The following is a 22584-nucleotide window of genomic DNA, read 5'->3' as shown; positions in this document are numbered from 1 at the left end:
CCCTGCCGTCACCCCCGTCGTCGGCATCCCACGGAGATCTGCGGCGGTGAACGGCACCGGCGCAGCGTAGCGACTCGGACCGGTTGCGGCCCGATGTCGCGGCCGGGGTGTGCTCAGGGCCATCGGCGGTGCGAGTCGGGGCCGAGTACCGCCGCGGGGGTGGCGGGGATGTCGAAGCGGATACGGGTCCCGTGCGGCGACACGTCCAGGGTGACCTCCCGGGCCAACGTGTGGATGACGGCCAGGCCCCGCCCGCGGTATCCGGGGTCGGCCGGCGGGGGGCGCCACCGGCCGAAGTCCTCCACCTCGACGTGGACGGTCCCGCCGGGTCCGCGGCCGACCTCGTAGGTGAACTCCCCGGGCTCGGTGTCCCGGTAGGCGTGCTCGATGGAGTTCGAGGCCGCCTCGCTGACGACGAGCTGCAGGTCCTCCGTGACGGCCTCGGGCAGGCCGGCCAGCCGTGCCCACGTGGCCACACCGCGCCGCATGCCGGGGAGGCACGTCGGTCGTGCGGTGAGGCGGCCACGGAGCGGGGCGGGAATCAGGCGGGCGATCACGATCGCGATGTCGTCGGCGTGGTCGGAGCCGGCCAGTGCCTCCTGCAGCAGCGCCTCCGCCAGCGCATCCGGTGGAAGGTGGTCGAGCGGGGCGGCGATGGTGGCGATCCGCTCGAGCCCCTCGTCGAGGACCTCGCCACGGCGTTCGACGAGGCCGTCGGTGTAGAGCAGCACGCTGGCCCCCGGCGTCATGACGTCACGGCCTCCGACGTAGGCCGGCCGGCCGGTGATGCCGAGCAGAGTGCCCTCGCCGCCGTCGAGGTAACGGGTGTCCCCTGGCCCGATGAGCATCAGTGGCGGGTGCCCGGCGGCCGACCAGTGCAGCTCACCCGTCCGGATGTCGAGGGTGGCGCAGAGCGCGGTGCTTCCACGCGCCCCGGGGACACGACCGGCGAACTGGTCGAGGATCTCCAACGCCTCCGGGGGAGTGCGGCCCTGCAGCAGCGCCGACGACAACACCCCGCGCAGCTGGCCCATCACCGCCGCCGCAGCCGGACCCTGTCCCACGACGTCGCCGACCGAGAGGGCGACGTGGGTGTCGTCGAGACCGAAGACGTCGAACCAGTCCCCGCCGGCAGAGGTGTCGGCCACCGCAGGTGCGTAGCGGGCAGCCAACGCCAGCTGGGGAACGTCGGGGAGTGCGGGTGGCAGCAGGGCGTTCTGCAGCGTCTGCGCGAGGTGCCATCGCTGGTCGGCGAGTACGGCCCGCTCGAACGCCTGCGCGGCCTGCCCGGCGATCGTCGACGCGAACTCCCGCTCGTCGGGCAGGAAGGTGCGCGAGGTCTGGAACGTGGCGGCCACCACGCCGATCACGCGGCCGCCGGAGATCAGCGGCAGCGCGGTGACGGCCTCGCCTCCGGTGACGGTGGTGATGGTGGCCGAATCGGGGTAGTGAGCGCTCCACGCCGCCTGGTCGCCCAGCCAGACCGCCCGTCCGGTGCGGGCTGCGTCCGTGGCAGGCAGCGAGGTGCTGGTCCGGACGACGGACGACGGCCTCGTCATCCCGGGCGGAAAGCCCGCGCTGTACACGGTGCGGATGTGGCTTCGGTCGGCGTCGACGGTGAAGACCGCCGCGGCCGCGGCGCCGAGGATGCCCAGGATGCCGTCCGTGAGAGCGACCGCGGCCTGTTCGAGTGTCGCGGCCGACGCCAGCTCGGCGGTGACCTGCTGCAACCGCTGCTCGCGGGCGGCGACCCTGTCGGCCTCGATGGCGCCGGCGACACGCCGGCCCAGCTCCTCGGCCAGCACCACGGTCTCGCGCGCGGCATCGTGACCGCCCGACATCGCGGTCAGGCTCAGCGAGCCCAGCAACCGACCCGCCACGGCGAGCGGGGCGACGACGATGTTCCGCACGGTCACCGCGTGGCGGGCGACGATGTCGCGGGCACCCGTGCCGAAGTCGTCCAGCAGGTCGTCATCGACATCGTCCAGTGTGAAGGCCCGGCCGGCGTGGTACGCGTCGGCCAGCTGGTCGGGGATCCGGAACGGGCGCATCCCCAGCACGTCGTCGGCCACGCCGGGGCTGGTGCGGTGCGCAGCCGCGTACGGCGCGAGGCGTCCGTCCGGGCCGACCACCGAGATCAGGGCCAGATCCGCGACCTCACGGACGGCGAGCTGTGCGAACTGGGTCAGCCGGTGACGCAGTGGACCGCTGCCGGCGAGGAGCCGTCCCGTGTCGGCCAGCACGGCGTCGCGATGGGCGGCCCGCCGCTGCGCGGTGACGTCGCGCATCGTGGAGATGAACACCCGCCGGCCCGCCCGGTCGCGCAGGGAGCTGTAGGTCACCGATGCCCACACCCGGGCCCGGGTGCCGATGTGGCGCAGTGGGATCACGACCTGACCGCTGCCGGACGCCATCGCCGCCGCGAAGGCCCCCTCGAGAATCTCCAGATCGCCGGGGTCCTCGTCCGCCGTGGGGAAGAACGGGTAGGGAGGCCCGCACGGCAGATCCCGTACCTCCAACCCGAGCAGCTCCGTCATCGCTGCATTGATCTCCACGATCGCTCCCGACTCCGCGTCGAGGATGTAGAAGCAGTCCTGCAGAGCGTCGATCATCGCGGCACGCCAGGTCGCCTCCTCGTTGCGCAGGCGGGCCAGCTGGAGGTTGGAGCGGACCCTCGCCACCAGGTCGTGTGAGGAGAAGGGCTTCACCACGTAGTCGTCGGCGCCCGCGGCCAGGCCGTCCGCCGAGGCCTCCTCGCCCGCCTGCGCGGACAACATGATGACCGGGATGGTGGCCGTCGCGGGATCGTTGCGCAGGGCCGCGAGCAGGCCGAACCCGTCGAGGCGGGGCATCATCACGTCGGTCAGGACCAGGTCGGGGACCAGCTCCCGGGCCCGGCTCAGGGCGGCGACGCCGTCGGTGGCGAGTACCACCGTGTACTGCCCGGCCAGCAGGGCCGCGAGGAACCGGCGCAGATCCGGGTTGTCCTCGGCGATGAGCACCGTGGCGCCGGCCGTGGACCCGGCGTCCACCAGAGACCCCGCTCCGGCCCCGGCGCCGTGACCCTCCGACACGGACCCGGATGGCGGGTCCGCGTCGGAACCGCTCCACTGCAGTGCTTCCTCGCGGTAGAGCGCTACGGCGGTCGACGCGCGGACCCCCTCGGTCGGGCGGCCGGTGAGCGAGGAGCCCGGCAACGTCACGGTGAACGTCGAACCCCGGCCGAGCACGCTCCGCACGCCGACGGTGCCGTCGTGCAGGGCCGTCAACTCGGAGACCAGCGCCAGCCCGATCCCCGATCCCTCGTCGCTGCGACCGGCCGCCCCGCGCACCCGGTGGAACCGCCGGAACAGCAGCGGCTGATCCTCGTCGGGGATGCCGACGCCGGTGTCGGTGACGCTGAGCCGTATCTGGGGGTCGTCGCCACCGGAGGGGGGATCCTCGAGTCGCAGGTCCAGAGTGATCTGTCCGCTCAGGGTGTACTTGACGGCGTTGGAGAGGAGGTTGAGGACGATCTTCTCCCACATCGCCACGTCCACGGAGACCGCGGACGGCAGCGGTGGACAGTCGAGCGCGTAGCCGAGGCCGGCACGGACGACGGCCGGGGTGAACGACTCCGCGATGCCCCGGGTCAGCTCGGCCAGGTCGACCGGGACCCGGTCCGGGGTGAGCTGCCCACCTTCGAGGCGCGCGAAGTCCAGGATGGTGTCCACCAGCTTCCGCAGCCGGCCCCCGTTGCGCGCGATCAGCTCGATCCGTTCGCGCTGGACGGCCGGTAGCGGGTGGGCCCGGTCCGCGAGGCTGTCCGTGGCAGGTGCGGTGATCAACGACAGCGGGGTGCGCAGCTCGTGGCTGACCCCGGTGAAGAACTCGGTCTTCGCGCGATCCAGCTCGGCCAGCTCGTCGGCCCGGCGCCGCTGGGCCTGGAAGGCGGCGGCGTCGGCGATGGCGGTCGCCACCTGCCGGGCCGCGAGGTCGATGAACCTCCGGTACTCGGTGTCCAGGGCGCGGAACGGGCTGACGCCGGCGAACAGCACCCCCGCCGCCTCCCCGCCGCCTCCTCCGGCCAGTGGCACGGCGACGACGGTGGTCGGCAGCGTGGTCCCGTGCGCCCCGGAGCCGGATCCCGTCGGTGTGAACAGGCCGCAGCAGGGCGAGTCCGTGCCGGTCAGCACCTGCGCCCGGCCGTCGGAGAGGACCGACCAGGCGTGCCGGTCGACGCTCTGGTCGATCTGGACCGGGACGACCCGCGCGTCGTCCACCATCCCGTAGAACCCGGCGCGCCGAGCGGTCTGCCCGTCCGGGTCGGTGAGGTAGATCGACGCGAACGGGAGGTCGAACTCGGCCCGTTCCATGACGGCCAGCGCTGCGCGGGCGGCCTCATCGACGGTCGGCGCGGTGACCGCGGAGATGTCGCCGAGTTCGCCGAGGATCCGCAGTCGCCGCTCGCTCAGCACCCTCTCCGTCGTCTCGGTGACCACGCAGAGCAGGCCCGAGATCGTGCCGCCCGCGTCGGCCAGGGGGCTGTAGGAGAACGTGTGGTAGGACTCCTCGAGGTACCCGCTGCGTTCCACGAAAAGCTGCAGGCTCTCGTCCCACGTGGCCTCGCCGGTCTCGAGCACCGACCGGATCCGCGGGCCGATGTCCTCCCAGACCTCGGCCCAGACCTCATCGGCAGGTCGCCCGAACGCCCACGGGTGTTTCTGCCGCAGGGTGTCGCGCCGGTACGCGTCGTTGTAGAAGAACGTCAGGTCCGGCCCCCACGCCATCCACATGGAGAACTTCGAGGTCAGCAGGATGCGCACCACGCTGCGCAGCTCGGGCGGCCAGGTGTCCGGGGGCCCGACGGACGTGGTCGTCCAGTCCCGGGCCGCCATCACCTCGCCCAGCTCACCCGCACCCGCGAACAGGGGGTCCCGGCCCTCGTTCCCCTCGACGGCGTCGCGGATCACCACGCTCATGAGCGCCGCGTCGCCCGTGGTCTCGCTGTCACCAGACCTCCGTCTCACGGACCAGACCCGTGAACGCTAGCCGCAGGCGCACCGGGTCGCCACCTCAGCCAGCCGCGATCAGGAGACCGCGTGCTGGGCGGTGGAGGAGGGCTGCTCCGGGCGCCGCATCGGCCGGCGCCACCCCGGTCAGGACGGTGATGGGGCGGAGCATGACCCCGCACGCTCGACGGGCCCCGCTCCCGGGTTCGGCGGTCAGCGGGCTGGAGGACGACGGTGCCTTGACGCCCCGGCCGCCTGCTCGTGAGACGGCCTACCGCGTGACGCTCTGCGTGACCCGGTGCGCAACGGAGGGGACGAACGCGCCACGCGAGGTACGGGATCCTCCGTACTTGTCGTCCACGCGTGCAGTGGTTCGGGGCTAGCGTGAGCTGCCGTGGCTGACGTCGACGACGCCGAGTGGAACCGTCGGGTGCGCGACGAGACCGACACCGAGCGGCTGGACCGCAACTGGGCGGACCTGCTCCAGGAGCTCCGGGTGGCGCAGACCGGCGTCCAGCTGCTCACCGGGTTGTTGCTCACGGTGCCGTTCCAGCAGCGGTTTCCCACACTGCCGGGACATGCGCAGGCCGTCTATCTGGTGACGACGGCGCTGTCCGTCGCCGCCACGGGCCTGCTCATCGCCCCGGTCGGCATGCACCGGCTGTTGTTCCGGCGGCACGCCCGTCAGGTGCTCGTGTCGGTGGGGCAGGGATGCGCGGTGGGTGGGCTGGGGTTGTTGGGTCTCGCGGTGACCGGCGTCGTGCTGCTGATCTTCGATACGGTCGCCGGGACGGCGGCCGGAGTTGCCGCAGCGGGCTGCGCGTTCGTGCTGTTCGCCGGGCTGTGGGGCGTGATGCCACTGGCGCTGCGCCGGTCGAGCGGCGTCGTCGATCCCGGCTCGGACGAGGTCCACGACGACAAGTAGCCGCCCCGGAGAGAGAAGCCGGAGTCGAGGGCGCTGGTGGCCGCCTCGCCCATCCTATGGAGCCTGTCGAACGTCGGTCGCCGGACCGGGCGGGCGGCTGGAGAGGGGAAACCGCCGCCGCAAGCTGGGTAGCGGTCAGCAGGATCCAGGAGTGATCTACGTCACCTGCGGGTACTCGCGAGAACACGGCGGAGAAAGGGCAACTGAAGTGATCGAATTCGTGCTCGTCTGTTTCGGGTTCCTGGCGTTGATGGCGGTCGTCGTCCCGATCGTGGACGCGGTCCGCACCACGTCGTTGCGAACAGCCGCCGGCGAGCGACGGGCGCGGTGGCACGACCGTCGGGCTGCCCGGCGGGCCGGCGCGGGCGTCGCGCCGCGCTAGTCCCGTTCGCAGCGGAGAGGTCGGGGCCAGGTCGGTGCTCCTCCGGGTCCGTTGACGAAGATCGCGAACCGTCGCTCGATCTGGCGGCTATCGATTGAGTGCGGTGAGCCTGGTCGGGTTCTCGATGGGCATCGGCGAGATCGTCCGCTACCTCGGCACGCACGGGTCGGCGCGGGTGCGCGGCGCGGTGCTGCTGGCACCGATCCCGCCGTTCCTGCTGCGCACCGACGACAACCCGCGGGGGATCGACCAGGCGGTGTTCGCCGCCGTCTCGGCGGCGATCGTCGCCGACCGACCCGCCTACCTGGAAGCCCTCCTCGACGAGGCCAGCAACGCCGACGTCCTGGGGCGGACCCGGATCAGCGAGCAGGCGCGGCGAACCGGGCGTGGCGACCACCCTCACCGGCAGCGGCTTCGCCCAACCGCCGGCGAGGGGGACCTCGACGTCGTCGGGCTGGTGCGCGCCACGGGTTCGACGGGCCGTGGTGCGTGGAGGTCCATCCGCCCGACCTCCGTGCGCTGCCCGTCGCCGAGGCGGCGGAACGGGCCGCGGCCGCCGCGACGGCGATCCTCGACGCGGCCGCGGAGTGACGGCCGTGGACGAACTCGAGCCCCCGCGATCCCGTCGGCCCGCGGGCCGCGACGGTCGTGTGGGACTTCTTCCGGTCCCAGCGGCCGGGCCGTGCCGGGTCCGCGCCCACCTGACCACCATCGACGAGCGGCACACCGTGACGTGCTCGGCATGGACCATTCGAGTGAATCCTCGGCTCTCGCGCAACATCCCACGGCCGGTGTTCGACGCACCCACGTACGCCGTGATGAGACCGTCACTTCCTGTGACACCCATCCGCTCAGTGCTGGCTAAGCCGAGACCCCGCGACTGCCGGTGCCGCGCTGAGACACGAGAGGAGCCGCGTGCCGCGGCCTGCGACAGCCTCACGTCGCGCGTCGTCACGCCTCATGCCATGGACCACCTTCACTCCGTCCACCCCGAGCCGCACGCGCAGCGGCCGCAGCTGACGATCACCTACAGTCCGCTTCGGGATGCGGTCGCGATCCTCAGTGCCTCAGGCAGTGACTGGGTCATGCACCTCGACGCCGACAGCCCGGTCGAGGACCACATCTGGGCACTGCTCGAAGCCGCCGAGATCCTGGCCCGTCGCGGAGATGCGGCCGGGATCGTCGCTCGGGACCGCCGACACGTGCGTCTGGTGCCCTCGACCACGACGACCACTCGATGACGGCGGGCGGATGGATCGTCGTCGGCCTCGCCACCGGGTTCCTCGTCGCCGTGACGATCGCTCTGCTGATCGGCCTCCGGTCCACGCGGATCCGCCGCGAGCGGGCGTCGTCCCGCATCTGGTTGGCCCGTGGACGAGTGAGTCCCCTCGAGGCGAGCGAGTGCCGGCAGCACGGCAGGCGGATCGACAGAGACGTGCCGTCGACCGCACACGTCGAGGTGCGGGATGAACCGCCCGTGCCCGACGGCAACGGCCGCCACCGGCTGCACGACCCGGTTGAGGCGGCGGCGCTGACGATCCGGACCCGCCGGGGGCGGCCGTAACCTGGGCAGGTGATGCGGCCAGGCTCGCTCCGACGGGGTGTTCACGGTGAGGTCGGCGTGCGTGCCGTCCGGTGGCGCGAGCGGAGCCGGGTCGTGCGCGCGGTCCGTCTGTGGCGCACCCGCAACCCCTGCACGTTCCGCGAGAAGGTGCGCTACAAGATGTTGCGTGCCGGAGATGATCCAGGTGGCCGAGCGCCTCGGGGCCGGTACCGACTTCGTGCGCGTCGATCTCTACGACATCGACGGCCGGGTCGTGTTCGGTGAGCTGACCAGCTTTCCGGCCGGGGGGTGACAGCCTGTTCGATCCCGAGGCGTTCGACGAGGAGTTCGGCCGACCGTGGACCGTGCCGCGGCGGTACCGGTGACCGTCGGACGGGCGCCGGCGAGCGCGGCCTCGTCCCGTCCGGTCCGCCCTGGTCCGTGTGGCGATTGGCGCCGTGAGCGGCGGGTACCCCGCCCACGTCGTACATGGGACGGGACCGGTTGCTACGGACGGAGCGCATGTGGTGTGGAGGTTCGAGCCCGTCGCCGGTGCGGCCTTCGAGGCCAGGCGGCGTGTGCGGGCGCTCCTGTGCTGCTGGGGGCTGTCCGACGACGACGTCGACGTGGCGCTGATGGTGGCGAGCGAGCTGGTGAGCAACGCGGTCGACCACGCTCGTACCCCGTTGACCGTGTCGGTCAGTCGCCGGGCCGACGTGCTGCGGGTGGCCGTCCGGGACCACTGCGACGCGCCACCGCTGCTGCGTGCCCACGATCCGTTCGCGGCCCGGGGTCGGGGGTTGCAGATGGTGGACGCCCTGGCGAGCCACTGGGACTGCACGCCCGATCCCGCCGGCCGGGGCAAGACGGTGTGGGCCGAGATCTCGCCCTGCTGAGAACCCGGCCGCTCCCGGTCGGCTCGCTCGACGACGCCATGCGTAGCCGGCCGGGGCTGGAGCGGACCGGCGTCGAGATCGGGATGGGCCCCGGGCGGCACCCCCGGTCCACCGCGGTGGTCCTCTGCTTCGAGGACACGTCGTTGACGGTCCCGGCGCCCGCGCCGATCGTGGACGTCGTCCGGACGGCTCAGGCCGGCTGATCACCCGGACCGTCGAGCTCGAATGCCGCGGTTCAGCGGGCGCGGCGGGCCTCGGCGTCCTGCTCCCACCACGGGGTGCCGCGTTCACCGAGTCCCCGCTTGGCCGCGCCGACGCGCGCACGGGCGGCGGTCACCACCGTGTCGTCGCCGGCCCGCTCCGCGGTACCCACGGCCGACCGGGCGGTGCCGAGGTGGTGCAGCAGCCGGGCCCGGACCTGCTCGGGCAGCTCGGGATCGGCCGCCCGCCACCGCCGGCCGTCGGGTGTGAGCGGTGCACGACCTCGTCGTCGCCCACGCTCAGGTCGATTCCGGCACCTGGCGGGTGCGCATGGTGTCGCCGCCGCCCGCCCACTCCAGCGCGGCGAGCGCCGTCTCGTGCAGGGCCGCCGTGCGCTCCTCGCCGAGCACGGCGGCGAGCTCGGACTGCACCTCGTCGCGGATCCGCCGGGTCGCGGTCACGGCGGTGCGCCCCCGCGCGGAGAGTCCGACGAGCCGGACCCGCGCGTCGGCCGGGTCGGTGGTGCGTTCGAGGTAGCCGATCCCGACCAGCTCGCCGACCGTCTTCGATACGGCCTGCTGGGTGATCCCCATGCGCGTCGCGATCTCGCCGACCGGCCGCGGCCCTTCGACGACGTGCTGCACCACATAGCCGTGCGAGGTCCGCAGATCGGCGTGCCCCGCGGCGTGCAGGCGGCGCACGGTCTCGGCGGCGTCCGCACGCGATCTGGACCGCAACGCCGCCCGTACCGGGGCGCGGCGGTACCGGGTGACATCCGACCGACTCGCGAGATCCTCCGGACAGGTCGACGATCGAGAGATGGACAGGACCACACACGACGACGGGTACGCGCCGGACGAGCACGCGATCGAGGAGCTGGCAGAGGCGTTTCCCGACGTCGACGGGGCGGCGGCCGCACGGGAACTGGCCGAGGCCGAAGGCGCGGTGGCACGGAGCGCGGCGACCCCGGAGCAGCAGGACGGCGTCGCGGCCGCCCGTGATCTGCGTCGCCCCGAGGAACGTGCCGACGCCTGGCGTGCGGCCACCGCCGACGGGTAGCGGCGGCCCCCCTCAGCCGGCCGGTGCCGCTACCGGGCGGCCCGCCTCGCGCCAGGCGAGGATGCCGCCGTCGAGATGGGCGACGCGGGAGAAGCCCTGCTCCCGGGACCGGCGGGAGCCGGGCACGCCGAAGCGGCGCTGTCCACCTTCCGCACCGTCGGTGACCTGCGCTGCGTCGTCCGCAGCTACCTCCGGCTGGCCGACGACCGGGCGCCCGACACCGCGGTGGCGCTGCTCGACCGGGCCCTGGAGACCGCGGTGGTGATGGGTGACCGGCCTCGCCGGATCGAGGTGCTGAACCGGCTCGTCGGCCTGCACTGGGTCCGCGGCGCGACCCGCGACGCAGCGGTCTGGCCCGGTGTGCTCGCCGGTCTGGAGGGCGACGGGGCCGCGGAACGGGTGTGCCCGCCCGGGCTGGCCGCCGTGCTCGACAGCTGGCGCTGGGCCGTGGCCGCGGGTCGGGCGCGCAGCACCGGCCCGGCCTGAACGGCGCGCCCCGTCTCAGGTGAGGACGAACGGGCCGCGCGGGGTGTCGAGCCGTGCGGTGAGCGCGGCGGGACCGGGCCCCACCGGCAGGTGGACGTCGAGCGCGCGCAGCACCGCCGGCACCGCGTCGGGATCGGGGTGGGTGGCGGTCAGCTCCACGAGGGTCAGCGCCGGCAGGCCGGGTGCGGTGGCCGGGTGCGCGGTGGTGCCCCAGTCGATGAGGAACGGCGTGATCCCGTCCAGCGGCGCGGGCACGGTCGAGGCGAGCCGCCACTCGAGCAGGTCGCCATCGGGGGTCCGGCGCGACAGCGGCCCGATCGGGCCCAGATCGGCACCGGCGGCGGCGGACGCCCGGGCGGCGGCCTCGATGTCGGGCGGGTGCACCGCCCAGGTGACGAGTTTCGGGGCCGTCAGCGTGTCGACGCCGAACGGGACCGTGGCGTCGTCGTCGGCGGGAAGCTCCACGTCCGGGCCGATGATCTCCAGGTAGGCGGAGCCACCGAAGCCGACGAGGACGTTGCGCGTGCCGCGGCCCAGGTGCCGCCCGCCGGCGACCGGGTGGACGCCCGTGGCCGCGGCGAACGCGGAAACGGCGGCGGCCAGGTCGGGCACCGCGTAGACGAGGTGGTCGAGCTGCGGGTCGATGGTCATCGGGGTCCTTCCGGCGCGGTCGGTCGACGGCGGGCGAGCTACAGGGTCGCAGGCCGCGGGTCACTCCGTGGTGACGGGCGGGGGAGGGCGTCCGGCGGGGGCGGTGACCGCCGCCGGGCCTCGTATCAGATCCGGTGGATCCCGCTCTGAATGATCGAACGGCCTCGTCGAGGCCCGTCCGACGGAGGGCCAGCCTCATGTCCGATTACCACGCCGAGCAGGTGGGGTTGGCCAACCTCGTGGCCGATCTCGGAACCGTCGTCCCGCCCGACGCGCCGACCGACGCGGCCCGCACCCAGGCGTTGGACGCCGCGGGCGCGGAACCCGCGGCGGCGTTGTCGGGAGCGCTGCTGCGCCAGGCCCTCGGGCAGGCGGCGGGGGACGGCACCGAGCTGGACCTGCTCCGCCGCGCGGCCGCACTGTGGCAGCGCGGCACCGCGCTGTACGCCGACCTCGGCTCGGTCCGGGCCGACCTGGAGGGGGCACTGGCGGCACCGGGCGTGCCGGGCGCGGCACAGCGGTTCAACGACGCGGCGATGCGGGCCCAGCAGTTCGTCACGGACCTGAACCTGGTCCGGGTCGACGTGCTGGCCTTCCGCAGCGAGGTGCTGGCCTTCCCGCACCTGCCGGCCCACCCCCGGCAGGACGACCTGCCGTCGGCGCAGTGGAACTGGTCGGACCTGGCCACCGGGAGGCGGACCGACGCCCTCGTGCGCACCCTGTGGTCGAGCGCGGGGGACACCCGCACGCGCGCGTTCGCGCTGGGCGCACTCGCGTCCTACGGCACGAACGCGGTCGGTGCGGCCTACGTCGGGCAGGGGGTGGGCGGGCCGCGCCGGCTGCACCGCTACCGCGACCGGCTGGCCCGGCGCGCGATCGGGACGTGGCTCGAGCGCCACCATCCCGCGGCGACCGGACTGGCCGGCATCCGGGCGACCCTCGACGGCGGACCCGACGAGGCCTTGCTGGGGTTCGCCACCTCCGCGCTGGCGGGCACGTTCGACGTGGCGGCGGCCCCGCCGGTGCCGGACCTCGCGCTCGGCTACCGGCGGGTGCTCGAGCACCTCGACCTGCTCGACGGGTTCACCGTCCCGGCGCCGCCCGCGGTGCCGTTGTCCGTGTTCGCCGAGGCCCTCTACGACGATCCGCAGAACCCGCCCCCGACCCTGCGACCGCAGGACGTCGACGTGGTGGGCCAGGACGGCGGCGGCGTGGCGGTGCAGTTCGGCGGTGATCCGCAGCCCGGGTCACAGCAGCCCTCGTCGTCGGACAACTCCGGCAACACCGTCTGCGGGATCATCGTGGCGATACTGATCGCGGTCGACGTCATCCAGGCCTTCGTGCAGTGCGTGGTGCAGTGGGCGGAGAAGAAGCCGTGCACCTTCTGGGACAACATGCTGCTGAAGAAGGTCTGGGAGCAGGACCCGCCCGACCCGCACGATCCCACGCAGCCGACCACGGTGTCGGTCACCGGTCAGCAGCTGACCGCGGTCGCCGGCACCGCGCAGGCGACGCAGCTGGTGGGGATGCTGCACGACATGCAGGGCCAGCTGTGGGAGGCGCTCGACTCCGCGTCGGCGTTCCTCGCCCTGAGCGGCCTGACCTATCCCGGCGACCGCACCGACGGGCCGCTGTACCGGCAGTTCACCGCGGTGCCGCGGCCGGGCGGATGGCCGCACCGGGAGGAACCCGATCCCGGCGCGACCTACCACCGCTACCCGGTCTCGCCGCTGGAGCAACCGGCCGCCGACGTGCCCTACCCCGCCGGCTCCCCGCCGACGATCACGATGATCCCCGAGATCGGAAGGGGCGCCCCGCAGGTGTCGCTGGAGCTGTTCGGCCAGCTCGCCGTCGGACGGGCCGATACCGACAACCTCGACCTCGACGCCGACCGCGGTGCGGGTCACCCGTGCTGGGCCACCGACGGCTCGGTGCACGACGACCCGATCGGCGTCGTCGTCCTCGGTTACGGCGAGCAGTGAGGCGGACGACCATGCGACCCGACGAACCCGGCCGCGGCGACGACCAGCAGCCCGACACCCGGCCCTACCTGTGCATCCCGTACTGGACCGATCCGATCACCGACGGCGGGAGCTGGGACGACGGCAGCCGTCGCGGCCTGCCCGCACAGGTGCTGTCCTGGGCCTGCCCGTCCATCCACGCCGGCGACTACACCCCCGGCCGTCCCCTCGAGGTCACCGTCGAGGTCCGCAACTCCGGCGGCGGGAACGCCGCGGCCGCGGCCACCGTCGTCGTCTACTGGGCCGACCCCACGGTCGGCTTCGCGAAACCGACCTTCTTCGCCGCCGCCACCGTCGCCGCCCCACCCGACCGGACCACCCCGGCGACGGCCACCACCGCCACGATGACCGCGACGATCCCGGCCACGGCGCCCGCGCACGTCTGCCTGCTCGCCGTGGTCTCCCACCCGCAGGACCGGGCGGGCAAGGCGGCCGACCCGATCAACGACCGGCACTGGGCCCAGCGCAACCTCATGGCCGTCGCCGCCGCGCCGGGGGCACCCGCACTGCCGCGGTTCGCCGTCGCCAACCCCCGTACCGAGCCCGCCACCTTCCAGCTGCGCGCCGGCGCCGTCGACGAACGCCGGGCCCGGGCCGCGGCGCAGGCGACCGGTCTCGAGCTCGCCGACACCGGCTTCCGGGTCCGGATCCTCGACGCGGACGGAGCGGGAGTCGCAGGCCCCGGCACCGTCGCGGCGACCGCCGTCGACCTGGAGGGTCTGGAGCGCCGCGACTTCCAGTTGCTGGCCGAGGTCGACGGCGACCTTGCCGCCGGTACCGCGGTCGTGCTCGAGGTCCTGCTCGTGACCGGGAACGGCGAGGGCGACGTGGTGGGATCCCTCGCGGTCCAGCTCGTGGCTGAGGAGCGGTGACGGATCGCCTTCTACCTGCCGAGCGGACGCCGATGTGACTGCGGCACGTGGCGCGGCCGACCCGGGGAGCCACAACCGACGTCGTGGCCGAGGTGCCGGGCCGCCGGTGGTGTGTACGCGGGTCAGAGGTCGACGAGGATCTTCATCTTGCGGCCGGCCCGGAGCTCGTCGAACGCGTCGAGGAGGCCGGAGAGCGGGGTGTGCTCCACCCATCCGGTCGTGTCGTAGAGCCCCGCGGCCATGTTCGCGATGACGGCCGCGTAGTCGGCGTCGTCGTGGAGGAAGGAGCCGATCACCTCGACCTCCTGCAGCAGGATGCTGGTGGGGTTGAAACCGAAGGGTCGCTCGTGGATGCCCACCACGACGATCTTCCCGCGCGGGGCCGGCGCCGGGATGCTGTGCTCGATCGCCGCGCCGACCCCGGCCGCGTCGAAGACGGCCGCCGCGCCCACGCCGGCGCTGAGCGCGAACACGGCCTCGGTGAGGTCCTGGTCGCGCAGGGCGAACCACAGACCGGCCGCACCCTCATCCACGCCGAGCACGGCCAGCCCCGTGAGCTGCTCGAGAAGCCGCTGAGCCGGTCCGGACAGCGACGACGATCAGGTCCGGTCGGTCGGCATCGCGTCGAGGATGAGCTGCTCGCCGTGCTGGGCGTGGCGGCGGGCGAGCTCCTCGGCGCGCGGGCCGTCGCGGCGGCTCACGGCGTCGAGGATGGCGGCGTGGTCCTCCCAGACCCAGGCGGGGGAGCCGCCCTGGAGCAGTACCTCGCCCATCACGCGCTGCACGTTGCGCCACAGCACGCTGGTGCTCTCGGTGAGCAGGGGGTTGCCGGCGGCCTCGACGACGCTGCGGTGGAAGTCGACGTCCGCGGTGATCATGCGCGCGAAGGCGCGCTCGGTGAACGCCTGCTGCCCGGCCGCCACGATCTCGGCGGCCTCGGCCAGCCACGCGTCGGTGCGGCGCTGCGCGGCCAGCAGGGCGGCGTGCCCGTCGAGGAGGGCCCGCAGGTCGTAGAGGTGGCTGACGAACTCCCGCCCCAGCGGCGCCACCTCCAGCCCGCGGCGGCCGAACTCGCGCACGAGCCCCTGGTTGCGCAGCAGCAGGAGCGCCTGCTGCACCGGCTGGCGCGACACGTTGAAGCGCGCGGCGAGCAGTTCCTGGCGCAGCGGGGTGCCCGGGGTGAGCCGTCCGGTGCAGATGTCGTCGACGATCGCCTCGTAGACCTGCTCGGTCCGCGACGGCGGCATCGGGAGCGCGGTCATCCGAACACGCTATCGCGATCCGCAGGAGGTCGACTCCTCCCCAGCTGTTGACTTCTGAATTCAGAATGCGGCACCCTCGGGTGAGCGCCACCACGTGGTGTGGATCACTCACCGAGGAGGGATCGGATGTCGGAACAGGCTCCCGTCGTCGTCGCGGAGCTGGTCGCGCGCTTCCTGCGCGACCACGGGGTGGACCGGGTCTTCGGTCTGCAGGGCGGCCACATCCAGCCCGTCTGGGACCAGCTCGCGCGGCTCGGCGTCCGCATCGTCGACGTCCGCGACGAGGGCTCCGCGGTGCACATGGCCCACGCCCACTCCGAGCTGACGGGGGAGACCGGCGTCGCGCTCGTCACGGCGGGCCCCGGTGTCACCAACACCGTGACCGCGGTGGCCAACGCGTCGATCAGCCGGATCCCGGTGCTCGTGTTCGGCGGTTGCCCGCCGCGGGCGCAGGCCAACATGGGCCCGCTGCAGGACATCCCGCACACCGCGATCCTCGCGCCGGTCACCCGGCTCTCGCGCACGCTGCGCGTCGCCGACCAGGTGCTGCGCGAGATGGACGAGGCGTGGGCCCGGGCCGCGGGCGACCGCGGCGAGCCCGGCCCCGTCTACGTCGAGATCCCCACCGACGTGCTGCGCGAGCAGGTGCCGCCGGCGCTGGTCACCGTGGAGCACCTGCGGGCCAAGCCCCGCCGCCGCCCGCAGCCCCACCCCGACGACGTGGCGGCCGTCGCCGAGCTGGTCCGCGCGGCGAAGCGGCCCGCCGTGATCAGCGGCCGGGGTGCGCGGGTCGGGGACGGTGCGGAGCTCGTCCGCTTCCTCGACGCGAGCGGCGCCGCCTACCTCGACACGCAGGAGAGCCGCGGCCTGGTGCCCGACGACCACCCCGCCGGGGTCGGCTCGGCGCGCTCGGCGGTCATGCGCGACACCGACCTGCTGATCACCGTCGGGCGCCAGCTGGACTTCCAGCTCGCCTTCGGCTCCCCGGCCGTGTTCAGGAACGCGAAGGTGGTGCGGATCGCCGACACCGCGAGCGAGCTGATCGACAACCGCCGCGGCGAGGTGGAGATCCTCGCCGATCCCGCGGCCACGCTCACCGCGCTCGCGGCCGCGCTGGACGGGCACACCCCCGACACAGCCTGGCGCGACGAGCTGCGCACCAAGCACCGCAAGCGCTCCGCCGACTACCGCACGGCCATGGCCGACGCCCCCGCGGGCGACGACGGCCGCATGCACCCCAACCGCATCTTCGCCGCCCTGGACGCCCTCGCCCTCGACGACGCCGTGATGATCGCCGACGGTGGCGACCTGCTGAGCTTCGCCCGCCTCGGCATCACCCGGGCCGCCCGCTACCTCGACGCCGGCGCGTTCGGCTGCCTCGGGGTCGCGACGCCGTTCGGCATCGCCGCGGCGCTGGCCTACCCGGAGCGGCCCGTCGTGGCCGTCACCGGCGACGGCGCGTTCGGCATCACGGCCACCGACATCGACACCGCCGCGCGGCACGGCGCGAAGGTCGTCGTGGTCGTGTCCAACAACCGCGCCTGGAACATCGAGCGTTACGACCAGCAGGAGAACTACGGCCTGGTCGTGGGCACCGAGCTCGCCGACTCCGACTACGCCGCGCTGGCGCGGAGCCTCGGCGCGCACGGCGAACGCGTCACGGACCCGGCCGAGCTGGAGGGGGCGCTGAAGCGGGCGCTGGCCAACGCTCCCGCCGTGGTCGACGTGGTGACCACCCAGGACGCACCGTCGCCGGACGCCGGCAAGGGCCTCGGGTTCGTGCCCGAGTACCAGGCCCTGACGCCCTGGAACGACGCCGAGATCGAGCGGAGGCGCTCGTGAGCGGAAATCGGTGCCGGGGCACCGATTTCCGCGCACGGCCGAGCGAAGCGAGGAGTGACTGTGCCTGACATGGAGGAGTGGCGGTTCCCCGCCCGGTACGACCAGAGCTACCTTCCCGACCCCGACTCGCCCTACTGGTTCCCGCACCGCGAGACCATGGACCCCGAGGAGCGCGACGCCGCGGTGCTCGTGCGCCTGCGCGAGGTGATGGAGTACGCCTACGCCACCGCGCCGTTCTACCGGCGCAAGTGGGACGCGGCCGACGTCAAACCCGCCGACATCACCTCGTTCGAGGCGTTCGAGCAGGTGCCGGTCGTGACCAAGGCGGAGATGCGGCAGTCCCAGAACGACGCGCCGCCTTTCGGCGACTACCTCTGCGTCGACGAGTCGCAGATCCACCACATCCACGGTACGTCGGGCACCACCGGCATGCCGACGGCGTTCGCGCTGGGCCGCGACGACTGGCAGGTGATCGCCGACAACCATGCCCGCATCCTGTGGGGGATGGGCGTGCGGCCCGGCGACACCGTGTTCGTCGCGGCGCTGTTCAGCCTGTACCTCGGCTCGTGGGGCGCGATGAGCGGCGCCGAGCGGCTGGGCTGCCGGGTGCTGCCGTTCGGGGCCGGGGCGAAGGGCATGACCGCCCGCGCCGTCACCTGGCTCGCCCGCACGAAGCCGCGCGCCTTCTACGCCACGCCGTCCTACGCGCTGCGCCTGGCCGAGGTGGCCGAGCAGGAGAAGATCGACCCGCGCGAGTTCGGCATCGACATCATGTTCTTCTCCGGCGAGCCCGGGGCGTCGGTGCCCGCGGTGCGCGACGCGATCTCCTCGGCGTTCGGGGCCCGCGTCGTCGACTGCGGGACGATGGCCGAGATGACGCCGTTCATGTCGGCGTCGGCCACCGAGGGCAGCCCTGACGGGATGCTGCTGTGGCAGGACATCGTCTGGCACGAGGTGTGCGACCCGGACACGTTCCGCACCGTGCCCTACGGCGGCGAGGGCACCCCGGTCTACACCCATCTCGAACGCACGTCGCAGCCGATGATCCGGCTGGCGTCCAACGACCTCACGCGCTGGACGATGGAGACCAACGGCTGCGGCCGCACCTACCCGAAGCTGCCCCGCGGCGTGTACGGGCGGATCGACGACATGATCCACATCCGCGGCGAGAACGTGTACCCGACCGAGGTCGACAACTTCCTGCGCGGCGTGCCCGGCTACGCGGGCGAGCACCGGATCGTGGTCACCCGCACCGGCTCGATGGACGAGATGGTGGTCCGCGCCGAGACCGACCGGCGCGACGGCGCCCGCGCCGAGTTCGAACGCGCCGGCGCCGAGGGCCTGCAGTCCCTGCTCGGGGTGCGCGTCACCTTCGAGTCGGTCGACCCGAACACCTTCGAACGCGCCGAGCACAAGGCCCGCCGCGTGATCGACGAACGCGCCCACACCCGTTCCCGACCCCTGGAGGGCCGATGACGACCATCGAGCAACCGATGACCTTCGACCAGGCCACCCGCCGCGTCGACCACGCGCAGATGTTCATCGACGGACGGTGGGGCCCGGCGAGCGCCGGCGTCACGTTCGCCACCGTCGACCCGGCCACCGGCCGCACCATCGCCGCCGTGCCCCGCGCCGACGCCTCCGACGTCGACCGCGCGGTTGCCGCCGCGAAGCGCGTCGCCGTCGAGTGGCAGTTCACCGACGCGATCACCCGAGCGGGCCTGCTGCGCACGCTCGCCGGTCTGGTCACCGAGCACGCCGAGGAGCTCGCGCAGCTCGAGGCGCTGGACTCCGGGCACTACCTGGACAAGGCCCGCGAGCTGGTCGGGGCGATCCCGCTGTGGCTGGAGTACTGGGCGGGCCTGGCCGACAAGGTCGGCGGGCGCACCATCGAGGTGCCCGGCAACAAGCTCGCGTTCACCCTGCTGGAGCCGCTGGGCGTGACCGCGCACATCGTGCCGTGGAACTACCCGCTGCTGATCCTCGTGCGCTCCACCGCCCCGGCGCTGGCGCTGGGCAACACCTGCGTCGTCAAGCCGGCGGAGGACACCTCGCTCTCCGCGTTGAAGTACGCCGAGCTGGTGGCCGAGGCCGGGTTCCCGGACGGGGTGTTCAACGTCGTCACCGGCTACGGCGCCGAGGCCGGGGCCGCGCTCGCCGCGCACCCGGACGTCATGGGCATCACCTTCACCGGGTCCACCGAGACCGGGAAGACGGTGGCGAAGCTGGGCGCCGAGCACATCGCCCAGGTCAACCTGGAGCTCGGCGGCAAGAGCCCGACCATCGTGTTCCCCGACGCCCGCCTCGACGACGCCGTCGAGGGCGCGGTCCAGGGCTTCTGCTCGCACGCCGGCCAGGTCTGCGTGGCCGGCACCCGCCTGTTCCTGCACCGCGACATCGCCGACGAGTTCCTCGCCCGGCTCGTGGAGCGGCTGCGGGTGGCGCGGATCGGCGACCCGTTCGACGAGGGCGTCCAGATGGGCCCGCTGGTGTCGAAGAAGCAGTTCGACCGCGTGCGCTCCTACATCGAGATCGGCAAGCGGGAGGCGACGCTGTTCTACGGCGGCGGGCGCCCGGCCGGCACCGACGTCGACGGCTACTTCGTCGAGCCCACCGTGTTCACCGACGTCTCACCGAGCGACCGCATCGCCCGCGAGGAGATCTTCGGCCCGGTGCTGTCGGTGTTCACGTGGTCCGACGAGGACGAGCTGGTGGCCGCGGCCAACGACTCGGACTTCGGCCTGTTCGCGGCGATCTGGTGCTCCGACATCACCCGCGCGCTGTCCACGGCACGGCGGCTCCAGGTCGGCGGCGTCATGGTCAACGACTGGTTCGGCGAGCTGCCGATGGCCCCGCACGGCGGTTACAAGCAGAGCGGCACCGGCCGGGAGGAGGGCCTGGAGTCGATCGCGAGCTACACCCAGGTCAAGCACGTCAGCGTCAACCTCGACGACTCCCCGCGGGCGAGCGCCGACTGGGCAGGCGCCCCGCTCTGACCCGCACGCCACCACCACGAGGAGGGCAACGATGACCACCACGAGCAACGGCGTCCTGCACGCCCCCGAACCGATGGGCACGAAGGCGACCGAACCCGACCCGCGTGCGGGCTGGGCGGCGCAGAAGGCGCGGGTGGGCGGCTACTCGCCCCCCGTGCGCTTCACGGAGCAGCAGCGCGCGGTGATCGACACCGCGGCCGACCTGATCATCCCGCCGGGCCGCGGCTTCCCCGCGCCGAGCGAGGTGGAGATCGTCGAGTTCGTCGCCCGCTACGTGACGCCGGCGAGCCACGAGGTGAAGTACTACCCGCTCGCGGCCGAGCACCCGTTCAAGGACCAGCTCAACCGGCTCGGCCCGGCGTTCCTCGACGCCGTGCCGTCGCAGCAGATCGCGGCGCTGACGGCGCTGGAGAAGGGCGCGGAGGACGACGCCACGTTCTTCGAGCAGCTGCGGTCGCTGGTCTACTACGGCTACTACGCCCGCGCCGAGGTCACCGCGGCGATCCGGAAGAACCTGCCGGCCGGCCGCGACTACCACGGCCCGCCGCTGCCCTACGGCTACGACGTCGAGCCGTGGCCGGACAAGGAGTTCCCGAAGCGGGGCACGTTCATCGCCACCGAGGACGTCCGCTTCGTCTCCATGCCCACCGACATCGCCGACGAGTACGGGGTGCAGTCATGAGCGAGCGTGCGAGCGAATCGTCGGCACAGCGCCGTCGCGCAGCGTCGACCGAGCGAAGCGAGGCAGTGCGATGAGCGGGTGGAACACGAACGGCCACACCGGCCGCAACGGCACCAACGGCACGCGCGGCGAAGAGGCCGACGTCCTGATCATCGGCTCGGGCATGAGCGGCTCGGCCATGGCCAACCGTCTGTGCGCGGCCGGGTTCAAGGTCACCATGCTGGAGCAGGGCGACTGGATCCACCCCACCGAGTACGCGCACCACCACCAGGAGTTCGACATCGAGCGCAACCGGGGCTGGTCGTATGACCCCAACGTGCGCCAGGGCCCCGAGGACTACCCGGTCACCGGGTTCACCACGCCCTACCTGATGAACGCGGTCGGCGGCAGCACCCTGCGCTACGCCGCGCACTGGCCGCGGCTGAAGCCCATCGACTTCCGCAAGGGCACCGAGCTGGGCAACATGGCCGGCAACATCGACTGGCCGATCAGCTACGAGGAGCTCGCGCCGTACTACGACATCAACGACGCCGAGGTCGGCATCTCCGGCGTGCACGGCGACCCGTCCTACCCCGACCGCCCCGGCGCGCCCCGCCAGCAGCCGGTGCCCCCGGGCAAGCTCGGGATGAAGTTCGCCAGCGGCCTGGACAAGCTCGGCTGGCACTGGTGGCCCAGCGACAACGGCATCCTCACCGAGGCCAAGGACGGCCGGCTGCCCTGCAACAACTGCGGCAACTGCCTGTGCGGCTGCCCCCGCGGCTCGCTCGCCGGGATGGACGTCGCCCTGCTGCCCAAGGCGCTGGCGAACGGCCTGGACCTGCGCATCAACGCCCGCGTCTCCCGCGTCGAGGCGAAGGGCGGCAAGGCGACGGGCGCGGAGTACATCGACCGGATCACCGGCGAGAGCCACTTCGTCGGCGCCAAGATCGTGGTGGTGGCCGCGAGCGGGATCGGCACGCCGCGGCTGCTGCTGATGTCGGAGCAGAAGGGTCACCCCGACGGGCTGGCCAACGCCAACGGCCTGGTGGGCACGCACCTGATGCACCACTCGTTCGCGTTCGTGGACTGCTGGTTCGACGACCCGATCGAGGGCTTCAAGGGGGCCTTCGGCGCGCCCCTGGCCTGCCAGGAGTTCTACCACACCGACACCAGCCGGGGGTTCGTCAACGGCCTGATGATGCAGGTCGGGCGCAGCTTCGGCTCGGCGTACACCGCGATGGGCACGCACACCGCCGCGGTCGCGCCGTGGGGCCAGGACCACCGGGCGTTCTTCGACTCCCACTTCGCCTACCACCTGCTGGTGTTCATGTTCGGCGAGGACCTGCCGATCAGGGAGAACCGGGTCACGCTCGACCGCAGCGTCACCGACTCCAGCGGGCTGCCCGCCGCCCACGTCGAGTTCAACGTCTCGGAGAACGACCGGCGCCTGTGCGACTTCGGCGTCGAGCGCATCACCGAGGTCGCCGACGCCCTCGGGGCCCGCGAGACCAACCACACCGGCGTCCTCTCGCCGCCCCCGGGCTGGCATCTGATGGGCACCGCGCGGATGGGCAACACGCCGGAGGACTCGACGGTCAACCGCTACAACCAGGCGTGGGAGGTGCCGAACCTGTTCATCGCCGACGGGGCCGCGATGACCACCGGTGGCGCGGTCAACCCGACCAGCACCATCGGCGCCATGTCGACCCGCGCGGCGGAGTACATCAAGCAGAACTTCGCCGAGATCGTCGCGCAGTCGACCACCCCGTCCAACGCCCTGGCCCCTGCCCTCTGAG

General features: G+C 73.0%; 22 protein-coding genes. 16 read left to right on the top strand and 6 right to left on the bottom strand.

The genetic code is table 11. The annotated features are described in order from the left end of the window. Positions 1 to 113 precede the first annotated feature (113 nt). Positions 114 to 5009 carry a SpoIIE family protein phosphatase gene (locus BGP03_RS11675; RefSeq protein ID WP_298795374.1) on the bottom strand — a complete coding sequence of 1632 codons (4896 nt, stop codon included), beginning with the start codon at positions 5007 to 5009 and terminating at the stop codon, positions 114 to 116. 376 nt (positions 5010 to 5385) lie between these two features. Between BGP03_RS11675 and BGP03_RS11670 the strand changes: the two genes are divergently transcribed. The 7 genes from BGP03_RS11670 (at position 5386) to BGP03_RS11640 (ending at position 8940) form a co-directional block, all read left to right on the top strand. Then, complete coding sequence (locus tag BGP03_RS11670; RefSeq protein WP_296377454.1) at positions 5386 to 5916, top strand: DUF6328 family protein; 531 nt, start codon at positions 5386 to 5388, stop codon at positions 5914 to 5916. Positions 5917 to 6067: 151 nt separating this feature from the next. Next, positions 6068 to 6298: a hypothetical protein gene (locus BGP03_RS11665; RefSeq protein WP_296377453.1), complete on the top strand. Its 231-nt coding sequence runs from the start codon at positions 6068 to 6070 to the stop codon at positions 6296 to 6298. Between the two features lie 836 nt (positions 6299 to 7134). Continuing rightward, positions 7135 to 7539, top strand: coding sequence for a hypothetical protein (locus tag BGP03_RS11660; protein WP_298795379.1), 405 nt, complete (start codon positions 7135 to 7137; stop codon positions 7537 to 7539). After that, positions 7536 to 7862, top strand: a complete 327-nt coding sequence (locus tag BGP03_RS11655; RefSeq protein WP_296372176.1) for a hypothetical protein — start codon at positions 7536 to 7538, stop codon at positions 7860 to 7862. The genes BGP03_RS11660 and BGP03_RS11655 overlap by 4 nt, the downstream gene beginning before the upstream one ends. A gap of 175 nt (positions 7863 to 8037) precedes the next feature. Further along, entirely contained in the window at positions 8038 to 8154 is a 117-nt protein-coding gene (locus BGP03_RS11650) for an ATP-grasp fold amidoligase family protein (RefSeq protein ID WP_296372197.1), read from the top strand. A 214-nt stretch (positions 8155 to 8368) separates the two neighbouring features. Next, positions 8369 to 8737: an ATP-binding protein gene (locus tag BGP03_RS11645; RefSeq protein ID WP_296372175.1), complete on the top strand. Its 369-nt coding sequence runs from the start codon at positions 8369 to 8371 to the stop codon at positions 8735 to 8737. 38 nt (positions 8738 to 8775) lie between these two features. Beyond that, positions 8776 to 8940: a hypothetical protein gene (locus BGP03_RS11640; protein WP_296372174.1), complete on the top strand. Its 165-nt coding sequence runs from the start codon at positions 8776 to 8778 to the stop codon at positions 8938 to 8940. A gap of 32 nt (positions 8941 to 8972) precedes the next feature. On the opposite strand, the gene BGP03_RS11635 is transcribed toward BGP03_RS11640, so the two are convergent. Together BGP03_RS11635 and BGP03_RS11630 are read right to left on the bottom strand one after the other, a co-directional pair. Continuing rightward, positions 8973 to 9110, bottom strand: coding sequence for a hypothetical protein (locus BGP03_RS11635; RefSeq protein WP_296372173.1), 138 nt, complete (start codon positions 9108 to 9110; stop codon positions 8973 to 8975). 127 nt (positions 9111 to 9237) lie between these two features. Further along, positions 9238 to 9639 carry a MarR family winged helix-turn-helix transcriptional regulator gene (locus BGP03_RS11630; RefSeq protein WP_298795380.1) on the bottom strand — a complete coding sequence of 134 codons (402 nt, stop codon included), beginning with the start codon at positions 9637 to 9639 and terminating at the stop codon, positions 9238 to 9240. Between the two features lie 118 nt (positions 9640 to 9757). Here BGP03_RS11630 and BGP03_RS11625 point away from each other — a divergent pair, with 118 nt between their 5' ends. Together BGP03_RS11625 and BGP03_RS11620 are read left to right on the top strand one after the other, a co-directional pair. Continuing rightward, a complete protein-coding gene (locus tag BGP03_RS11625) occupies positions 9758 to 9997 on the top strand; it encodes a hypothetical protein (RefSeq protein ID WP_298795381.1) in 240 nt (79 codons plus the stop codon). A 75-nt stretch (positions 9998 to 10072) separates the two neighbouring features. After that, entirely contained in the window at positions 10073 to 10483 is a 411-nt protein-coding gene (locus BGP03_RS11620) for a hypothetical protein (protein WP_296372170.1), read from the top strand. A gap of 15 nt (positions 10484 to 10498) precedes the next feature. On the opposite strand, the gene BGP03_RS11615 is transcribed toward BGP03_RS11620, so the two are convergent. Further along, complete coding sequence (locus tag BGP03_RS11615) at positions 10499 to 11134, bottom strand: VOC family protein (RefSeq protein WP_298795382.1); 636 nt, start codon at positions 11132 to 11134, stop codon at positions 10499 to 10501. Positions 11135 to 11331: 197 nt separating this feature from the next. Here BGP03_RS11615 and BGP03_RS11610 point away from each other — a divergent pair, with 197 nt between their 5' ends. Further along, entirely contained in the window at positions 11332 to 13116 is a 1785-nt protein-coding gene (locus tag BGP03_RS11610) for a hypothetical protein (RefSeq protein ID WP_298795383.1), read from the top strand. 11 nt (positions 13117 to 13127) lie between these two features. Then, positions 13128 to 14027 carry a hypothetical protein gene (locus tag BGP03_RS11605; RefSeq protein ID WP_296372167.1) on the top strand — a complete coding sequence of 300 codons (900 nt, stop codon included), beginning with the start codon at positions 13128 to 13130 and terminating at the stop codon, positions 14025 to 14027. Between the two features lie 122 nt (positions 14028 to 14149). Here BGP03_RS11605 and BGP03_RS11600 read toward each other — a convergent pair whose 3' ends face one another. Further along, on the bottom strand, positions 14150 to 14569 hold the full coding sequence (locus BGP03_RS11600; RefSeq protein ID WP_299736267.1) for a zinc-binding dehydrogenase: 420 nt from the start codon (positions 14567 to 14569) through the stop codon (positions 14150 to 14152). Positions 14570 to 14626: 57 nt separating this feature from the next. After that, positions 14627 to 15289 (bottom strand): GntR family transcriptional regulator, encoded by a 663-nt coding sequence (locus tag BGP03_RS11595; RefSeq protein WP_296372165.1) that lies wholly within the window; start codon positions 15287 to 15289, stop codon positions 14627 to 14629. A gap of 126 nt (positions 15290 to 15415) precedes the next feature. On the opposite strand from BGP03_RS11595, the gene BGP03_RS11590 reads away from it, so the two are divergent. The 5 genes from BGP03_RS11590 to BGP03_RS11570 all read left to right on the top strand — a co-directional run bounded on the left by BGP03_RS11590 (position 15416) and on the right by BGP03_RS11570 (position 22583). Further along, positions 15416 to 17131 carry a thiamine pyrophosphate-binding protein gene (locus BGP03_RS11590; RefSeq protein ID WP_298795385.1) on the top strand — a complete coding sequence of 572 codons (1716 nt, stop codon included), beginning with the start codon at positions 15416 to 15418 and terminating at the stop codon, positions 17129 to 17131. A gap of 69 nt (positions 17132 to 17200) precedes the next feature. Next, positions 17201 to 18607, top strand: a complete 1407-nt coding sequence (locus tag BGP03_RS11585) for an AMP-binding protein (RefSeq protein ID WP_298795393.1) — start codon at positions 17201 to 17203, stop codon at positions 18605 to 18607. Next, positions 18604 to 20127 carry an aldehyde dehydrogenase family protein gene (locus BGP03_RS11580; RefSeq protein ID WP_296372163.1) on the top strand — a complete coding sequence of 508 codons (1524 nt, stop codon included), beginning with the start codon at positions 18604 to 18606 and terminating at the stop codon, positions 20125 to 20127. Before BGP03_RS11585 ends, BGP03_RS11580 begins: the two co-directional genes overlap by 4 nt. A 31-nt stretch (positions 20128 to 20158) precedes the next feature. Further along, positions 20159 to 20809: a gluconate 2-dehydrogenase subunit 3 family protein gene (locus tag BGP03_RS11575; RefSeq protein WP_296372162.1), complete on the top strand. Its 651-nt coding sequence runs from the start codon at positions 20159 to 20161 to the stop codon at positions 20807 to 20809. A gap of 70 nt (positions 20810 to 20879) precedes the next feature. Further along, on the top strand, positions 20880 to 22583 hold the full coding sequence (locus tag BGP03_RS11570) for a GMC family oxidoreductase (protein WP_298795386.1): 1704 nt from the start codon (positions 20880 to 20882) through the stop codon (positions 22581 to 22583). Position 22584 lies beyond the last annotated feature (1 nt).

Source organism: Pseudonocardia sp. 73-21 (assembly GCF_001899645.1).
GTDB lineage: Bacteria > Actinomycetota > Actinomycetes > Mycobacteriales > Pseudonocardiaceae > Pseudonocardia.
Note: the sequence above shows the minus strand (reverse complement) of the source record. Positions and strands in the feature narration are given on the sequence as shown.